Origin of the sequence: Streptomyces antarcticus, from assembly GCF_026627255.1 — a bacterium.
Classification (GTDB): domain Bacteria; phylum Actinomycetota; class Actinomycetes; order Streptomycetales; family Streptomycetaceae; genus Streptomyces; species Streptomyces antarcticus.
This window is the reverse complement of sequence record NZ_JAPNLM010000001.1, coordinates 622,188-635,741: the sequence shown is the minus strand read 5'-3', so window position 1 is coordinate 635,741 and position 13,554 is coordinate 622,188. Positions and strand designations below refer to the sequence as shown.

The 13,554-nt window shown below is 71.8% G+C and carries 13 protein-coding genes; 11 read left to right on the top strand and 2 right to left on the bottom strand.

Going from position 1 to position 13,554, the window contains the following annotated elements:
- Positions 1–84 precede the first annotated feature (84 nt).
- From OTB16_RS02920 to OTB16_RS02880, 9 genes are all read left to right on the top strand, one after another.
- Positions 85–1,713 (top strand): peptide ABC transporter substrate-binding protein, encoded by a 1,629-nt coding sequence (locus OTB16_RS02920; RefSeq protein WP_267718199.1) that lies wholly within the window; start codon positions 85–87, stop codon positions 1,711–1,713.
- Between the two features lie 30 nt (positions 1,714–1,743).
- A complete protein-coding gene (locus tag OTB16_RS02915; RefSeq protein WP_267718198.1) occupies positions 1,744–2,667 on the top strand; it encodes an ABC transporter permease in 924 nt (307 codons plus the stop codon).
- A complete protein-coding gene (locus tag OTB16_RS02910) occupies positions 2,660–3,700 on the top strand; it encodes an ABC transporter permease (protein WP_420717596.1) in 1,041 nt (346 codons plus the stop codon). The genes OTB16_RS02915 and OTB16_RS02910 overlap by 8 nt, the downstream gene beginning before the upstream one ends.
- Positions 3,701–3,713: 13 nt before the next feature.
- Positions 3,714–4,688 carry an ABC transporter ATP-binding protein gene (locus OTB16_RS02905; protein ID WP_267718194.1) on the top strand — a complete coding sequence of 325 codons (975 nt, stop codon included), beginning with the start codon at positions 3,714–3,716 and terminating at the stop codon, positions 4,686–4,688.
- Complete coding sequence (locus OTB16_RS02900) at positions 4,681–5,721, top strand: ABC transporter ATP-binding protein (RefSeq protein ID WP_267718193.1); 1,041 nt, start codon at positions 4,681–4,683, stop codon at positions 5,719–5,721. Before OTB16_RS02905 ends, OTB16_RS02900 begins: the two co-directional genes overlap by 8 nt.
- A gap of 390 nt (positions 5,722–6,111) precedes the next feature.
- Entirely contained in the window at positions 6,112–6,306 is a 195-nt protein-coding gene (locus OTB16_RS02895; RefSeq protein ID WP_267718192.1) for a hypothetical protein, read from the top strand.
- A 200-nt stretch (positions 6,307–6,506) separates the two neighbouring features.
- A complete protein-coding gene (gene mshB, locus OTB16_RS02890; protein ID WP_267718191.1) occupies positions 6,507–7,400 on the top strand; it encodes an N-acetyl-1-D-myo-inositol-2-amino-2-deoxy-alpha-D-glucopyranoside deacetylase in 894 nt (297 codons plus the stop codon).
- The gene (locus OTB16_RS02885; protein WP_267718190.1) at positions 7,397–7,780 is read left to right on the top strand and encodes a DUF6113 family protein; all 384 of its coding nucleotides are present in this window, start codon (positions 7,397–7,399) and stop codon (positions 7,778–7,780) included. The genes mshB and OTB16_RS02885 overlap by 4 nt, the downstream gene beginning before the upstream one ends.
- A 343-nt stretch (positions 7,781–8,123) precedes the next feature.
- On the top strand, positions 8,124–9,977 hold the full coding sequence (locus OTB16_RS02880) for a peptidoglycan binding domain-containing protein (RefSeq protein WP_324290765.1): 1,854 nt from the start codon (positions 8,124–8,126) through the stop codon (positions 9,975–9,977).
- Positions 9,978–10,058: 81 nt separating this feature from the next.
- Here the strand turns inward: OTB16_RS02880 and OTB16_RS02875 are convergent, their stop codons facing one another.
- Together OTB16_RS02875 and OTB16_RS02870 are read right to left on the bottom strand one after the other, a co-directional pair.
- Positions 10,059–10,850 carry a transglutaminase-like domain-containing protein gene (locus OTB16_RS02875; RefSeq protein ID WP_267718187.1) on the bottom strand — a complete coding sequence of 264 codons (792 nt, stop codon included), beginning with the start codon at positions 10,848–10,850 and terminating at the stop codon, positions 10,059–10,061.
- Complete coding sequence (locus tag OTB16_RS02870) at positions 10,847–11,842, bottom strand: GNAT family N-acetyltransferase (RefSeq protein ID WP_267718186.1); 996 nt, start codon at positions 11,840–11,842, stop codon at positions 10,847–10,849. Before OTB16_RS02870 ends, OTB16_RS02875 begins: the two co-directional genes overlap by 4 nt.
- A gap of 117 nt (positions 11,843–11,959) precedes the next feature.
- Here OTB16_RS02870 and fdxA point away from each other — a divergent pair, with 117 nt between their 5' ends.
- Positions 11,960–12,289, top strand: coding sequence for a ferredoxin (gene fdxA / locus OTB16_RS02865; RefSeq protein ID WP_030011906.1), 330 nt, complete (start codon positions 11,960–11,962; stop codon positions 12,287–12,289).
- A 96-nt stretch (positions 12,290–12,385) separates the two neighbouring features.
- Positions 12,386–13,480, top strand: a complete 1,095-nt coding sequence (dapC, locus tag OTB16_RS02860; RefSeq protein WP_267718185.1) for a succinyldiaminopimelate transaminase — start codon at positions 12,386–12,388, stop codon at positions 13,478–13,480.
- Positions 13,481–13,554: the final 74 nt, after the last annotated feature.

Here is a 13,554-nt window from a genome sequence, read left to right as displayed (position 1 = left end):
TCGGTCCAACCAGGAGTGTGCGGGACCCCGTACCGGGTGACATTGGCCCCTACGTGAGTCTTGGGATCCCATAGGAGGCACTCCATGCGCGGAGCCACCCACGCCAAGTGGGCCGCATGCGCGGTGGCCGTCACCCTGGCGGCGACGGCCTGCGGCGGCGGAAGCGACAGCGGGGGAGACGGCGGCGCCGGGATCGTCAGCTCCTCGTGGGGTGATCCGCAGAACCCGCTGGAGCCGGCCAACACCAACGAGGTGCAGGGCGGCAAGGTCCTCGACATGCTCTTCCGGGGCCTGAAGCGGTACGACCCGAAGACCGGCGAGGCCAAGGACATGGTCGCCGAGAAGATCGAGACGACGGACAGCCAGAACTTCACGATCACGCTGAAGGACGGCTGGAAGTTCAGCAACGACGAGCCCGTCACCGCGCAGTCCTTCGTGGACGCCTGGAACTACGGGGCGGACGTCCGCAACAAGCAGAACAACGCGCCGTTCTTCTCGGACATCGTCGGCTACGACGACCTGCACCCGAAGTCCGGGGACCCCAAGACCAAGACGATGTCCGGGCTGGTGGTCAAGGACCCCAAGACCTTCACCGTGGCCCTGAAGGAGAAGTTCTCCACCTGGCCCGAGACCCTCGGCTACCAGGCGTTCTCCCCGCTGCCCAAGTCCTTCTTCACCGACCACGCGGGCTGGCTGAACAAGCCCGTCGGCAACGGCCCGTACACGGTGGACTCGTACACCAAGGGCACCGGCATGAAGCTGCGCGCCTGGGACGCCTACCCGGGCACCGACAAGGCGCAGAACGGCGGCGTGGACCTCAAGGTCTACACCGACAACAACACCGCCTACACGGACCTGATCTCCGGAAACCTCGACCTCGTCGACGACGTCCCGGCGCAGCAGCTCAAGAGCGTCCAGAACGACCTCGGCGACCGGTACATCAACCAGCCGGCCCTGATCATCCAGACCCTCACCTTCCCGCTGTACGACCCCCAGTGGGGCAAGGAGGGCATGGAGAAGGTCCGCCGGGGCATCTCGCGGGCGATCAACCGCGACGAGATCACCAAGCAGATCTTCCGGGACACCCGCACCCCCGCCAAGGACTGGACCTCGCCGGCCCTCGGCGAGCAGGGCGGCTTCTCCGCTACCGCCTGCGGCGACGCCTGCGTCTACGACCCCGCCGAGGCCAAGAAGCTCATCCAGGAGGGCGGCGGCCTGCCCGGCGGCAAGGTCACGCTGACCTCCAACGTGGACACCGGCTCCCACCGCGAGTGGATGGACGCCGTCTGCAACAGCATCAACAACGCCCTGGGCGAGGGCCCGGTCTGCACGGTCAACCCCATCGGCACCTTCGCCGACTTCCGCAACCAGCAGAGCGGCTTCAAGCTGACCGGCCCCTTCCGCTCCGGCTGGCAGGCCGACTACCCGCTGATCCAGAACTTCCTGGAGCCGCTGTACTACACGGGCGCCTCCTCGAACTACGGCAAGTTCAGCAACCCGGAGTTCGACAAGCTCGTCGACCAGGCCAACCAGGAGAGCGACGCCGCGAAGGCGACGGCCACGTTCCAGGACGCCGAGAAGATCCTCGCCGAGCAGATGCCGTCCATCCCGCTCTGGTACCAGAACGGCAGCGCCGGCTACTCCGAGCGGATCTCGGACGTGACCCTGAACCAGTTCAGCGTCCCGGTCTACGACCAGATCAAGGTCAGCTGACCCCCCGACGGATCGATCCTGGAGCAGTCCATGGGACGTTATGTGATCCGGCGGCTGCTCCAGATGATCCCGGTGTTCATCGGCAGCACGTTCCTGATCTTCTTCATGGTGTACGCGCTCGGTGACCCCGTGGCCGCCCTCTTCGGCGACAAGGCCCCCGACCCGGCCACCGCCGCGCGCATCCGCAAGGACCTCTACCTCGACCAGCCCTTGTGGAAGCAGTACCTCCACTACATGAACCAGATCTTCCAGGGCGACTTCGGCACGGCCTTCAACGGGCAGAGCGTCACCTCCCTGATGGCCACCGCCTTCCCCGTCACCCTGCGCCTGACGATCGTCGCCATCGTCATCGAGGTCGTCGTCGGCATCACCCTCGGCGTCGTCAGCGGCCTGCGCCGCGGCAGGTCCGTCGACACCAGCGTGCTGGTGCTGACCCTGGTCGTCATCTCCGTGCCGACCTTCGTCACCGGCTACCTGCTCCAGTACCTCTTCGGCGTCAAATGGGGCTGGGTCCGGCCCACCGTCTCCCCGGACGCCCCGTTCAGCGAACTGATCCTGCCCGGCATCGTGCTCGCCCTCGTCTCCCTCGCCTACGTCACCCGCCTCTCGCGCACCTCGATCGCCGAGAACGCCAAGGCCGACTACGTACGGACGGCCGTGGCCAAGGGGCTGCCGCGCCGCAGGGTCGTCACCCGGCACCTGCTGCGCAACTCCCTCATCCCCGTCGTCACCTTCATCGGCACCGACATCGGCGCCCTCATGGGCGGCGCCATCGTCACCGAGCGGATCTTCAACATCCACGGCGTCGGCTACCAGCTCTACCAGGGCATCCTGCGCAACAACGCCCCCACCGTCGTCGGCTTCGTGACCATCCTCGTCATCGTCTTCCTGGTGGCGAACCTGCTCGTCGACCTGCTCTACGCGGTCCTGGACCCGAGGATCCGTTATGCGTGAGCCCGAGCCTCCCGAGGGTCCCGAGCGCGCGGAAGGACCCGGTGGCTACGACCCCGTCGGCCCCCGCCGGCACGAAGCGATCTCACCCACCGGCCAGGGAGGCGCCATGGATCTGGCCCTTGAGGAGGCCGAGAGCCTGGAGAAGGGCCCCGGACCGGGGCCGGCCGGCGGCTCCGGCGCCCAGGAGAAGGCCCGCTCCCTGTGGTCCGACGCCTGGCACCAGCTGCGCCGCAACCCCGTCTTCGTCGTCTCTTCCCTGCTGATCCTCTTCCTGATCGTCATCTCGGTCTGGCCCCAGCTGATCGCGAGCGGCGACCCGCTCCAGTGCGACCTGTCCAAGTCCCAGCAAGGCGCGTCCCCCGGACACCCCTTCGGCTACGACACCCAGGGCTGCGACGTCTACACCCGCACCGTCTACGGAGCCCGCGCCTCCATCACCGTCGGCATCTGCGCCACCCTCGGCGCCGCCCTGCTCGGATCGGCGCTCGGCGGACTCGCCGGATTCTTCGGCGGCTGGTCGGACTCGCTGCTCTCCCGGGTCGCCGACATCTTCTTCGGCATCCCCGTCGTCCTCGGCGGCCTGGTCTTCCTGTCCGTGGTCACCAGCAACACCGTCTGGCCCGTGGTCGGCTTCATCGTGCTGCTGGGCTGGCCGCAGATCGCCCGCATCGCCCGCGGCTCGGTGATCACCGCCAAGCAGAACGACTACGTCCAGGCCGCCCGGGCGCTCGGCGCCGGCAACGGCCGGATACTGCTGCGGCACGTGGCACCGAACGCCGTCGCGCCCGTCATCGTCGTCGCGACCATCGCCCTGGGCACGTACATCGCCCTGGAGGCCACCCTGTCCTTCCTCGGTGTCGGCCTGCGCCCGCCCACCGTCTCCTGGGGCATCGACATCTCCAACGCGGCCCCGCAGATCCGCAACGCCCCGCACATGCTGCTCTACCCCGCGGGCGCGCTCAGCCTGACCGTGCTCGCCTTCATCATGCTCGGCGACGCGGTGCGCGACGCCCTCGATCCCAAGCTGCGCTGAGGAGCCCCCGCACATGCTGCTCGAAGTCCGCGACCTGCACGTGGAATTCAAGACGCGCGACGGAGTCGCGAAGGCGGTCAACGGCGTCGACTACTCGGTGGACGAGGGCGAGACCCTCGCCGTGCTCGGCGAGTCCGGCTCGGGCAAATCCGTCACCGCCCAGGCCGTGATGGGCATCCTGGACTCGCCGCCCGGCCGCATCGCGGGCGGCGAGATCCTGTTCAAGGGCGAGGACCTGCTGAAGATGAAGGAGGAGCGGCGCAGGAAGATCCGCGGCGCCGAGATGGCGATGATCTTCCAGGACGCGCTGTCCTCCCTCAACCCCGTCCTCAGCGTGGGCGCCCAGCTCGGCGAGATGTACGAGGTCCACCGCGGGATGTCCCGCAAGGACTCCCGGGCCAAGGCCGTCGAGCTGATGGACCGGGTGAAGATCCCGGCGGCCAAGGAGCGCGTGGGGGACTACCCGCACCAGTTCTCCGGCGGCATGCGCCAGCGCATCATGATCGCCATGGCGCTGGCCCTGGAACCCTCGCTGATCATCGCCGACGAGCCCACCACGGCTCTCGACGTGACGGTCCAGGCCCAGGTCATGGACCTGCTCGCGGAGCTCCAGCGCGAGCTGAACATGGGCCTCATCCTGATCACCCACGACCTCGGCGTCGTCGCCGACGTCGCCGACAAGATCGCCGTCATGTACGCGGGCCGGATCGTCGAGGCGGCCCCCGTCCACGAGATCTACCGGGCGCCCGCCCACCCCTACACCCGCGGCCTGCTGGACTCCATCCCGCGCCTGGACCAGAAGGGGCAGGAGCTGTACGCCATCAAGGGCCTGCCGCCCAACCTGCTGGCCATCCCGCCCGGCTGCGCCTTCAACCCCCGCTGCCCGATGGCGCGGGCCGTCTGCCGCACGGACGTGCCGCCGCTGGCGCCGGTCTCCGAGGAGCGGACCAGCGCCTGCTTCTTCTGGAAGGAGTGCCTCCATGGCTGAGTCCCTTCTCGAAGTGAAGGACCTGGTCAAGCACTACCCGCTGACCCAGGGCGTCGTCTTGCGCAAACTGATCGGCTCGGTCAAGGCCGTGGACGGGGTCTCCTTCTCCCTGAAGGCCGGCGAGACCCTGGGCATCGTCGGCGAGTCGGGCTGCGGCAAGTCGACCGTGGCCAAGATGCTGGTCAACCTGGAGCGGCCGACCTCGGGCGTGATCTCGTACAAGGGCGAGGACATCACCAAGCTGTCCGGGCGCGCCCTGAAGGCCGTACGCCGCAACATCCAGATGGTCTTCCAGGACCCGTACACCTCGCTGAACCCGCGCATGACGGTCGGCGACATCATCGGCGAGCCGTACGAGATCCACCCCGAGGTCGCCCCCAGGGGCGACCGGCGGCGCAAGGTGCAGGACCTGCTGGACGTGGTCGGCCTGAACCCGGAGTACATCAACCGCTACCCGCACCAGTTCTCCGGCGGCCAGCGCCAGCGCATCGGCATCGCCCGCGGCCTGGCCCTGCGGCCGGAGATCATCGTCGCCGACGAGCCGGTCTCAGCGCTCGACGTCTCCGTGCAGGCCCAGGTCATCAACTTGCTGGAGAAGCTCCAGGACGAGTTCGACCTGTCCTACGTCTTCATCGCCCACGACCTGTCGATCGTCCGGCACATCTCCGACCGGGTCGGCGTCATGTACCTGGGCCGGATCGTCGAGACCGGCACCGACACGCAGATCTACGAGCACCCGACCCACCCGTACACCCAGGCCCTGCTCTCCGCCGTCCCCGTACCCGACCCCGGAGCGCGCGCCCACCGCGAGCGGATCATCCTCTCCGGCGACGTCCCCTCCCCGGCGAACCCGCCGTCCGGCTGCCGCTTCCGCACCCGCTGCTGGAAGGCCGAATCCCGCTGCGCCTCGGAGGTGCCCCTGCTGGCCGTCCCGGCGGTCTTCCCCACGGGACCGGCGGCCCACCCGTCGGCCTGTCACTTCGCGGCGGAGAAGCAGGTGGTCCCGCCCCCGCCGGAGGACTCCGGCCGGTAGTCCGGCGGTCCACGGAGCGGACGGGAGGCGTCCGCGGGCGATCATTTCTCGCCACCCGCGCGCGACCGCCCCCGCTGCGCGGACCGCCATGCCAACACCGTTTACACCGGGGCAACTTGACCGTATCTGCCCCGAGATATCGGGCGGGCAGCCTGGGCCGGGTGCGGCCGTGCGGGTGCCCACAGCCGGCCGGGGAGGCGCACAGCCTGTCCGGCCGGCCTCCCCCGTGACCCCGACCGTGCACCTCGTACGCCCCTCGCGCTGCCGGAATTCGATCGGTCGGCTGGCACGGATAGTTATGATTCGTAGCGCATGGTGGGTATGCATCTCGCCGAGCACGCTTGCGCGAATACGCGAACCGATGTCCGCTCGACGTGGAGGTGAAACGCCGTGGCACTCTCGATCTCGGCCGTGGTGCTGCTGGCGATCGTCGTCTTCCTGCTGGTCCGCAGGTCGGGCCTGAAGGCGGGACACGCGGTGGTCTGCGTACTCCTCGGCTTCTACCTGGCGAGCTCCACCATCGCCCCCACCCTCAACCAGCTCACTTCGAACGTGGCGAGCATGATCAGTGGGCTCAAGTTCTAGGCCTCTCGCCCCAGGGGGTGTCGTCGAACTCGCTCCTGCCACGCGGCGTCTGGCGCGCCCGCTCGCCGCGTTGTCGGGATCACCCGTGTGCAACCGGTACACGGGCGACCCTCCGCCTCGCGAGCGCACGCACCAGACGCCGCGCGGCCCGCCCTGCGGGCGTACGGAGCGACTTCGGCGACACCCCCTAGGCTTGGCCCATGAACGGTCTTCCCGCCCGTCGTCTGCTGTTCGTGCACGCGCACCCCGACGACGAGTCGATCAACAACGGCGTCACCATGGCGAAGTACGCGGCCGAGGGCGCGCACGTCACCCTGGTGACCTGCACCCTCGGCGAGGAGGGCGAGGTCATCCCGCCCGGGCTCGCGCACCTGGCGGCCGACCGCGACGACACCCTCGGCCCCCACCGCGTCGGCGAACTCGCCGCGGCCATGGCCGAACTGGGCGTCACCGACCACCGGTTCCTCGGCGGCCCCGGCCGCTTCCGGGACTCCGGGATGATGGGCGCGCCGCAGAACACCCGCCCCGGCGCCTTCTGGTCCGCCGACGTGGACGAGGCCGCCGACCACCTCGTCGAGGTGATCCGCGAGGTCCGCCCGCAGGTCCTCGTCACCTACGACCCGGACGGCGGGTACGGCCACCCCGATCACATCCAGGCCCACCGCGTCGCCACGCGCGCCGCCGAACTCGCCGCGGAGCCCGGGTACCGGACCGGCCTCGGCGAGCCGCACCGGATCGGGAAGGTCTACTGGAACCGCGTCCCGCTGTCCGTGGCCGAGGCGGGATTCGCCCGGCTGCGCGCGGACCGTACGGTTCCGTTCCCCGGGACGGCCACCCCGCAGGACGTGCCGGGGGTCGTCGCCGACGGGCTGATCACCGCCGAGATCGGCGGGGACGAGGCCCTCGTGGCGGCCAAGACCGCCGCCATGCGGGCCCACGCCACCCAGATCGCCGTGGACGGGCCGTTCTTCGCCCTCTCCAACGACCTCGGGCAGCCGCTGTTCACCCGCGAGTACTACGAACTCGTCGCCGGGCGGCCCGGCGTAGCGGCCGGCGAGCGCGAGCACGACCTCTTCGCGGGGGTGGAGGCGTGAGCGGGAACCTCGGACCGGGCCGGATCGCCGGCTGCCTGGGCCTGCTGCTGGCGGGCGTCGTGACCGGCGCGGCCGGCTGGCTGGCGGTGGACCTGTGGTTCCCCGGCGGTCTGCTGCTCGCCCTGCTCGCCGTCTTCGGGCTGTGCCTCGGCGGGCGGATCCTCCTCGGGCCGGGGCTCGGCGTCGGCGGCGCGGCGGGCGGCTGGTTCCTCGCGTACGTGATGCTCGGCATCCCGCGCCCCGAGGGCGACTTCCTGTTGAGTTCGTCCGGAATCGGTATGTACGCATACCTTTTGGGCGGAACCGTGTTCGCTGTGATGTGTGCCACGATGCGCGGCGCCCCGGATCGGCCGGTTTCGGCCGCACCGTCCGCCAAGTGACGTGGCGTTGGACTTCACCGGGGGGCCAGTCCACCGGAAGTGGAACGGGCCTCGAAGGTGCTTGAAGGGGGATTTGCGGGGCCCGTGAGGAACCGCTGATTCCCGGTGGTCAGTTGCGTACGGGCGACGGCCAGTATGGTGGACGGGCCGCCGAGCTGCCCGCGCACGGTATGACGGGCGGCGGAGCCAACCGGGAGAACCTGCCTTGAGTCGTGAAACTGACAGTTCGTCCTCCGGGCCCCAGGGGCGCGGTGGAGCCGCCTACCCCTCGGGTACCCCGCCGTATGGAACCGGCCAGTATCCGTCCACGGACGCTGCGGCGACCGCCCCGGAGGAGAACCCTGTGACCTCGAAGCCGTCCACGCCCGAATCCGACGGGCCCAAGACCGAGACCACCCTGACGACCCGGATCCGGATCAACATCCCGGGTTCGCGGCCGATCCCGCCGGTGGTCGTGCGCAAGCCGATGGGGACCCCCGCCGACGGGGCGGCCGCCGAGCCGGCCCCGCCGCAGAACCGCGCGCCGGGCGCCGCGCCGTCCCCGCAGCCCGCGCCGCGGCCCAAGCAGCCGCTGCCGACGCGGATCGAGGCCGCGCCGGAGCCGTCCGGCCCGCAGGGCGGCCCGGCCGAGGGCGGGGAGGCGGCCGGCAACTGGTTCGCCCCGCGCAAGTCGGGCCCGCAGGCCCCGCCGCAGGCACCGGCGCCGGGCCGGACACAGGGCCAGGCCTCAGGGCTCCCGGCCGGGCCCCCGCAGGGCCAGCGCCAGGGGCAGGGCCAGGGCCCGTTCCAGGCCCCGCCGCCCGCGGGCCCCTTCCCGGGACGCACCCCGCAGCCTCCGGCGGCGCAGGGCGGATTCGCCCCGCCGCGCTCCGGGGGAGCGCCCGCATCGGGCTACAGCCCGGACTACGCCGCGCAGCCGCCCGCCCCGGCGGGCCCGCTGCCCGGTGGCCCCGGTGTCGGGGCCCCCCAGGGCTACCCCGGGTACCCGGGCGACCAGGGCGACGCGGGACCCGTCACCGAGGCGTTCCCCGCCTACGGCGGCCCGGGCGCCGGCGCCCCCGCCGGACCCACGGGCGGCCACGGCCTCGGATCCGGCTCCGCCGGCGCCCCCCGCGCCGACGCGGCTCCCCGCTGGCCCGGCCCCGAGACGGGCGGCCCCGCCCCCGTACCGATGCCGGCTCCGGCACCGGTCCCCGCCCCCGCGGCGGTCCCCGCCCCCGTGCCCCCGAAGCAGAAGGCCCCGGCCAAGCCCGTGAAGAAGGCCCGCTCCAAGCTCCTGCTCCTGTGCATCGGCCTCCTCGGCGTCCTCGGCGTGGCCTACGGCGCCGGGCTGCTGCTGAACCACTCCGACGTACCCAAGGGCACCACCGTCCTCGACGTCGACATCAGCGGCAGCCGCGACGAGGCCGTGGCCAAGCTCCAGACGGCCTTCGGCGCCCGCGCCGCCGCCCCGCTCCAGCTCACCGTCGGCGGCAAGCAGGTCGAGCTGAAGCCGGAGAAGGCCGGACTGACGCTGGACAGCCAGACCACCGTCCGCAACGCCGCCGGCAGCGACTACAACCCGGTCACCGTCATCGGCTCCCTCCTCGGCCAGGAGCGCGAGGCGACCCCCGTGATGCCGGTCGACGAGGAGAAGCTCCAGGTCGCGCTCCAGGAACTCGCGGGTACGTCCGGCTCGGGCACCGAGGGCACCATCACGTTCGACACGGGCAAGGCCGTCGCCGTCCCCGGCACCCCCGGTACCACCCTCGACGCCGACGCGTCGGCCGCCCAGGTCACCAAGGCCTTCCGCGACATGGTGGCCACCGGCAAGTCCGCCCCCGTCGAACTGCCGGTCACCGACAAGGCCCCGACCATCGACCAGGCCGAACTGGACCGCGCCATGAAGGAGTTCGCCGAGCCCGCGATGTCGGCCAACGCCGTCGTCAAGATCGGCGGCAGGCCGCTCGCCTTCGGCGCCAAGTCCCTGCCGAAGATCCTGAGCATGCAGCCGGTGGAGGGCCACCTCGCCCCGAAGTTCGACCTGGAAGCCCTCAAGGACGTCTACGGGAACACCTTCGACGGCATCCTCATCGCCCGCGGCTCCGGCGCCAAGACGGCGGTCACCCCGCAGGACGTGGCAGGCGCCCTCGGCAAGGCCCTGCGCGGCAAGACCACCGCCGAGCGGACCGTGGTCGTCGACACCAACCCGTCCTGACCAGCCCGTCCTGACCTGCCCGTCCTGACCAGCCCGTCCTGACCACCCGGGGCCGGGGCACCGCCCCGGCCCCGGGCCGCGTCAGTTCAGCAGTGCGCGGGCCGACGCGGCCTCCGCGCGGATGCGGCCCGCCGCGGTGACGTCGATCGCGTCCACGACCGTCGCGTACGACTCCATCTCGGCGGCCCCCTCCTGGAAGGCGCCCCGCTCCACCAGCAGCCGCGCCCGCTCGTACCGGAGCGACGCCGGGTGCGACGGCATCAGCAGCGACAGGTCCAGCGCCCACAGCGCCACCCCGGAGTGCTCGGGCCGGGTCGAGGCCCACGCCCGGATGTTGTTCAGGATCCGCAGCACGATGTCCCGGGTCCGCGCCGGGGTACGCGGCCCGTCGGCCAGTTCGGCCGGCCCCGTCCCCAGCGACGCGCCGCCCGCGAACGGATCCACCACCACGCCCTCCTCCGGGTCCCCGAAGCCCACCACGAAGTGCCCCGGCAGCCCCAGCCCGTACACCGGCGCGCCCGCCCGCCGCGCGACCTCCATCCACACCACCGACAACAGGATCGGCAGCCCGCGCCGCCGCCTCAGCACCTCGTGCAGCAGCGAGGACGGCAGCCGGTCGTAGTCCGCCGGGGTGCCGTGGAAGCCGAGCCGCCCGCCCAGCAGTTCCGTGACCGCCGAGGCCCACGCCCGTCCGCCCCGCAGCCCGTACGGCAGCATCCCGGCGAGCCGGTCCAGCTCGATTTGCGCCCAGTCCATGGCGCGTTCGTCCAGGTCCGGATCGGCCTCCGCCGCCAGCAGCAGGCACAGCAGCGCCAGATCGGGGCGCTCCGACCGGGCCTCCTCCGCGAACCGCTCCCGCCAGGCGGACGTCACGCCGCCGCCCGGAAGTGCCGGAAGTGGTGGTAGCTGTGGTGCGTGGCGAAGCCCAGGCCGTCGTACAGCGCCCGCGCCGCCGCGTTGTCCGTCTCCACCTGGAGCCAGGCCGCCGACGCGCCCTCCTCCAGCGCCCGCCGCGCCAGGGCCGCCATCACCGCCGTCGCCAGGCCTTCCCGCCGGTGCGCCGGGTCGACCGTCACGGCCGCGAAGCCGGCCCACCGGCCGTCCACCACGCACCGCCCGACCGCCCGGCCGCCGGGCAGCGCCGCGAACCACACGGACGGCCCCTCCACCAGCATCCGCCGGGCCAGTTCCGGGTCGTCGACCTTCCCGTAGCGCCCGAGCCACTCCTCGTCCGGGGTGCGCGTCAGCCGTACGCCGTCGGCCGCCGGCGCGTCCACGTCGCCCACCGGGGCCAGCGCGCCGATCCGCACCTCCGCCGAGACCTCGGCCGTCCAGCCGCGCCGCTCCAGCTCCGCGCACAGCAGTTCCTGGGTGCCGGCGGCGCCCGTGGCGGCCTGTACGTAGGCGGGGAGCCCGCGGCGCGCGTACCAGTCGCTCACCCGCCCGAGCGCGTCCCCCAGCGGCATCCCCGGATCGCCGAGCGGCAGGGCCGAGTTGGCCCGCCGGGTGAATCCGGCGGCCGCCCGCAGCGTCCACTCGCCCAGGGGCTCGCTCTCCAGCGGCTGCCAGGACCGCGCGCAGATCCGGGCGAGCTCCTCGAAGGAGGCCGCCGGACCCCGCCGCCGGGCCGGCGCGGCAGGGACGATCTTGCCCGCCACCAGCGACGATTCCGCGATGCGGACCGCCTGGCCGTTCTTCTTTGTGATCAGCAGCACACCCTCGTACCAGGATGTGAGAACCCCTACGGTGTCGGCGAACTCGGGTGATCCGCCCGCCCCCGGCTCCACCCGTCGTACAGAGACTCGTTTACCCACGTCAGCCGGGGTGATACGGACCTCCAGCAGTCCGCCAGCAGCGATTTCCACAGCTCTGTCCGCCCCTCCTGTTCGGATCCTGCCCGGGAACGGAGATACTAGGTGCGGGCATCGACGACGCCGCGCTCCCGCGCGATATGGAAAGCCCTACCGAGGAGGAACGAGAGCGTGACCTACGTCATCGCGGAGCCTTGTGTCGACGTCAAGGACAAGGCATGCATCGAGGAGTGCCCCGTCGACTGCATCTACGAGGGCCAGCGGTCCTTGTACATCCACCCGGACGAGTGCGTCGACTGTGGTGCGTGTGAGCCGGTCTGCCCGGTCGAGGCCATCTTCTACGAGGACGACACTCCGGAGGAGTGGAAGGACTACTACAAGGCGAACGTCGAGTTCTTCGACGAGCTCGGTTCGCCCGGTGGTGCCTCCAAGCTCGGCCTGATCGAGCGCGACCACCCCTTCGTCGCGGCGCTTCCCGCCGGTATCAACGGCGAACACTGACCTTTCACGGCAGAAGCGCCCCTCGGTCCCGTACGGCCTGCCCGCCGTACGGGACCGAGGTGTTCCCGCCCCCACTCAGAGAGAGCAGAGACCCCCGTGGCCGCAGTATCCGACCGTCTGCCCGTCTTCCCCTGGGACAAGCTGGAGCCGTACAAGGCCACGGCGGCGGCCCACGCGGACGGCATCGTCGACCTGTCGATCGGCACGCCCGTGGACCCGGTGCCCCGGCTGATCCGGCAGGCCCTCACCGACGCCGCCGACTCGCCGGGCTACCCGACGGTGTGGGGCACGGTCGCCCTGCGCGACGCGATCACGGGCTGGGTGCGCGGACGGCTCGGCGCGAGCGCCGCCGGACACGCCAACGTCCTGCCCGTCATCGGCTCGAAGGAACTCGTGGCGTGGCTGCCGACCCAGCTGGGCCTCGGCGCCGGCGACAAGGTCGCCTACCCCCGGCTCGCCTACCCCACGTACGAGGTCGGCGCGCGGCTGTGCGGCGCGGAGCCCGTCGTGTACGACGACCCGACGGAGCTGGACCCGGCCGGCGTCAGGCTGCTGTGGCTCAACTCCCCGTCGAACCCCACGGGGAAGGTCCTCCCCAAGGAGGAGCTGATCCGGATCGTGGCCTGGGCGCGCGAGCACGGCATCCTGGTCTTCAGCGACGAGTGCTACCTGGAACTGGGCTGGGAGGCCGAGCCGGTCTCCGTCCTCCACGACGACGTCTGCGGCGGCTCCTACGAGGGCCTCGTCGCCGTCCACTCCCTCTCCAAGCGGTCCAACCTGGCCGGCTACCGGGCGGCTTTCGCCGCCGGTGACGCCGCCGTGCTCGGCGAGCTGCTCCAGATCCGCAAGCACGGCGGGATGATGACCCCCGCCCCCGTCCAGGCGGCCACCGTGGCGGCCCTGGGCGACGACACGCACGTGGCCGAGCAGCGCGCCCGCTACGCCGCCCGCCGCGCCGCGCTGCGCACCGCCCTGGAGGCGCACGGCTTCCGCGTCGAACACAGCGAGGCCAGCCTCTACCTGTGGGTGACCCGGGACGAGCCCTGCTGGGACACCGTCGCCCACCTCGCGGAGCTGGGCATCCTGGTCGCGCCGGGGGACACCTACGGCGAGGCGGGCGCGCGGTTCGTGCGCGTCGCCTTCACCGCCACCGACGAACGCGTCGCGGCGGCCGTCAAGCGCCTCGGCTGAGCCGCGCCCCGCGCCCCGCGCGCGGGGCGCCGGAACAGCCCGAAGGGGCCGGGAGTTCGTGCTCCCGGCCCCTT

What these genes read in the sequence shown, in the direction of transcription:
- OTB16_RS02920 (WP_267718199.1), top strand. Translation starts at nt 85, where the DNA reads ATGCGCGGAGCCACCCACGCCAAGTGGGCCGCATGCGCGGTGGCCGTC.
- OTB16_RS02915 (WP_267718198.1), top strand. Translation starts at nt 1,744, where the DNA reads ATGGGACGTTATGTGATCCGGCGGCTGCTCCAGATGATCCCGGTGTTC.
- OTB16_RS02910 (WP_420717596.1), top strand. Translation starts at nt 2,660, where the DNA reads ATGCGTGAGCCCGAGCCTCCCGAGGGTCCCGAGCGCGCGGAAGGACCC.
- OTB16_RS02905 (WP_267718194.1), top strand. Translation starts at nt 3,714, where the DNA reads ATGCTGCTCGAAGTCCGCGACCTGCACGTGGAATTCAAGACGCGCGAC.
- OTB16_RS02900 (WP_267718193.1), top strand. Translation starts at nt 4,681, where the DNA reads ATGGCTGAGTCCCTTCTCGAAGTGAAGGACCTGGTCAAGCACTACCCG.
- mshB (WP_267718191.1), top strand. Translation starts at nt 6,507, where the DNA reads ATGAACGGTCTTCCCGCCCGTCGTCTGCTGTTCGTGCACGCGCACCCC.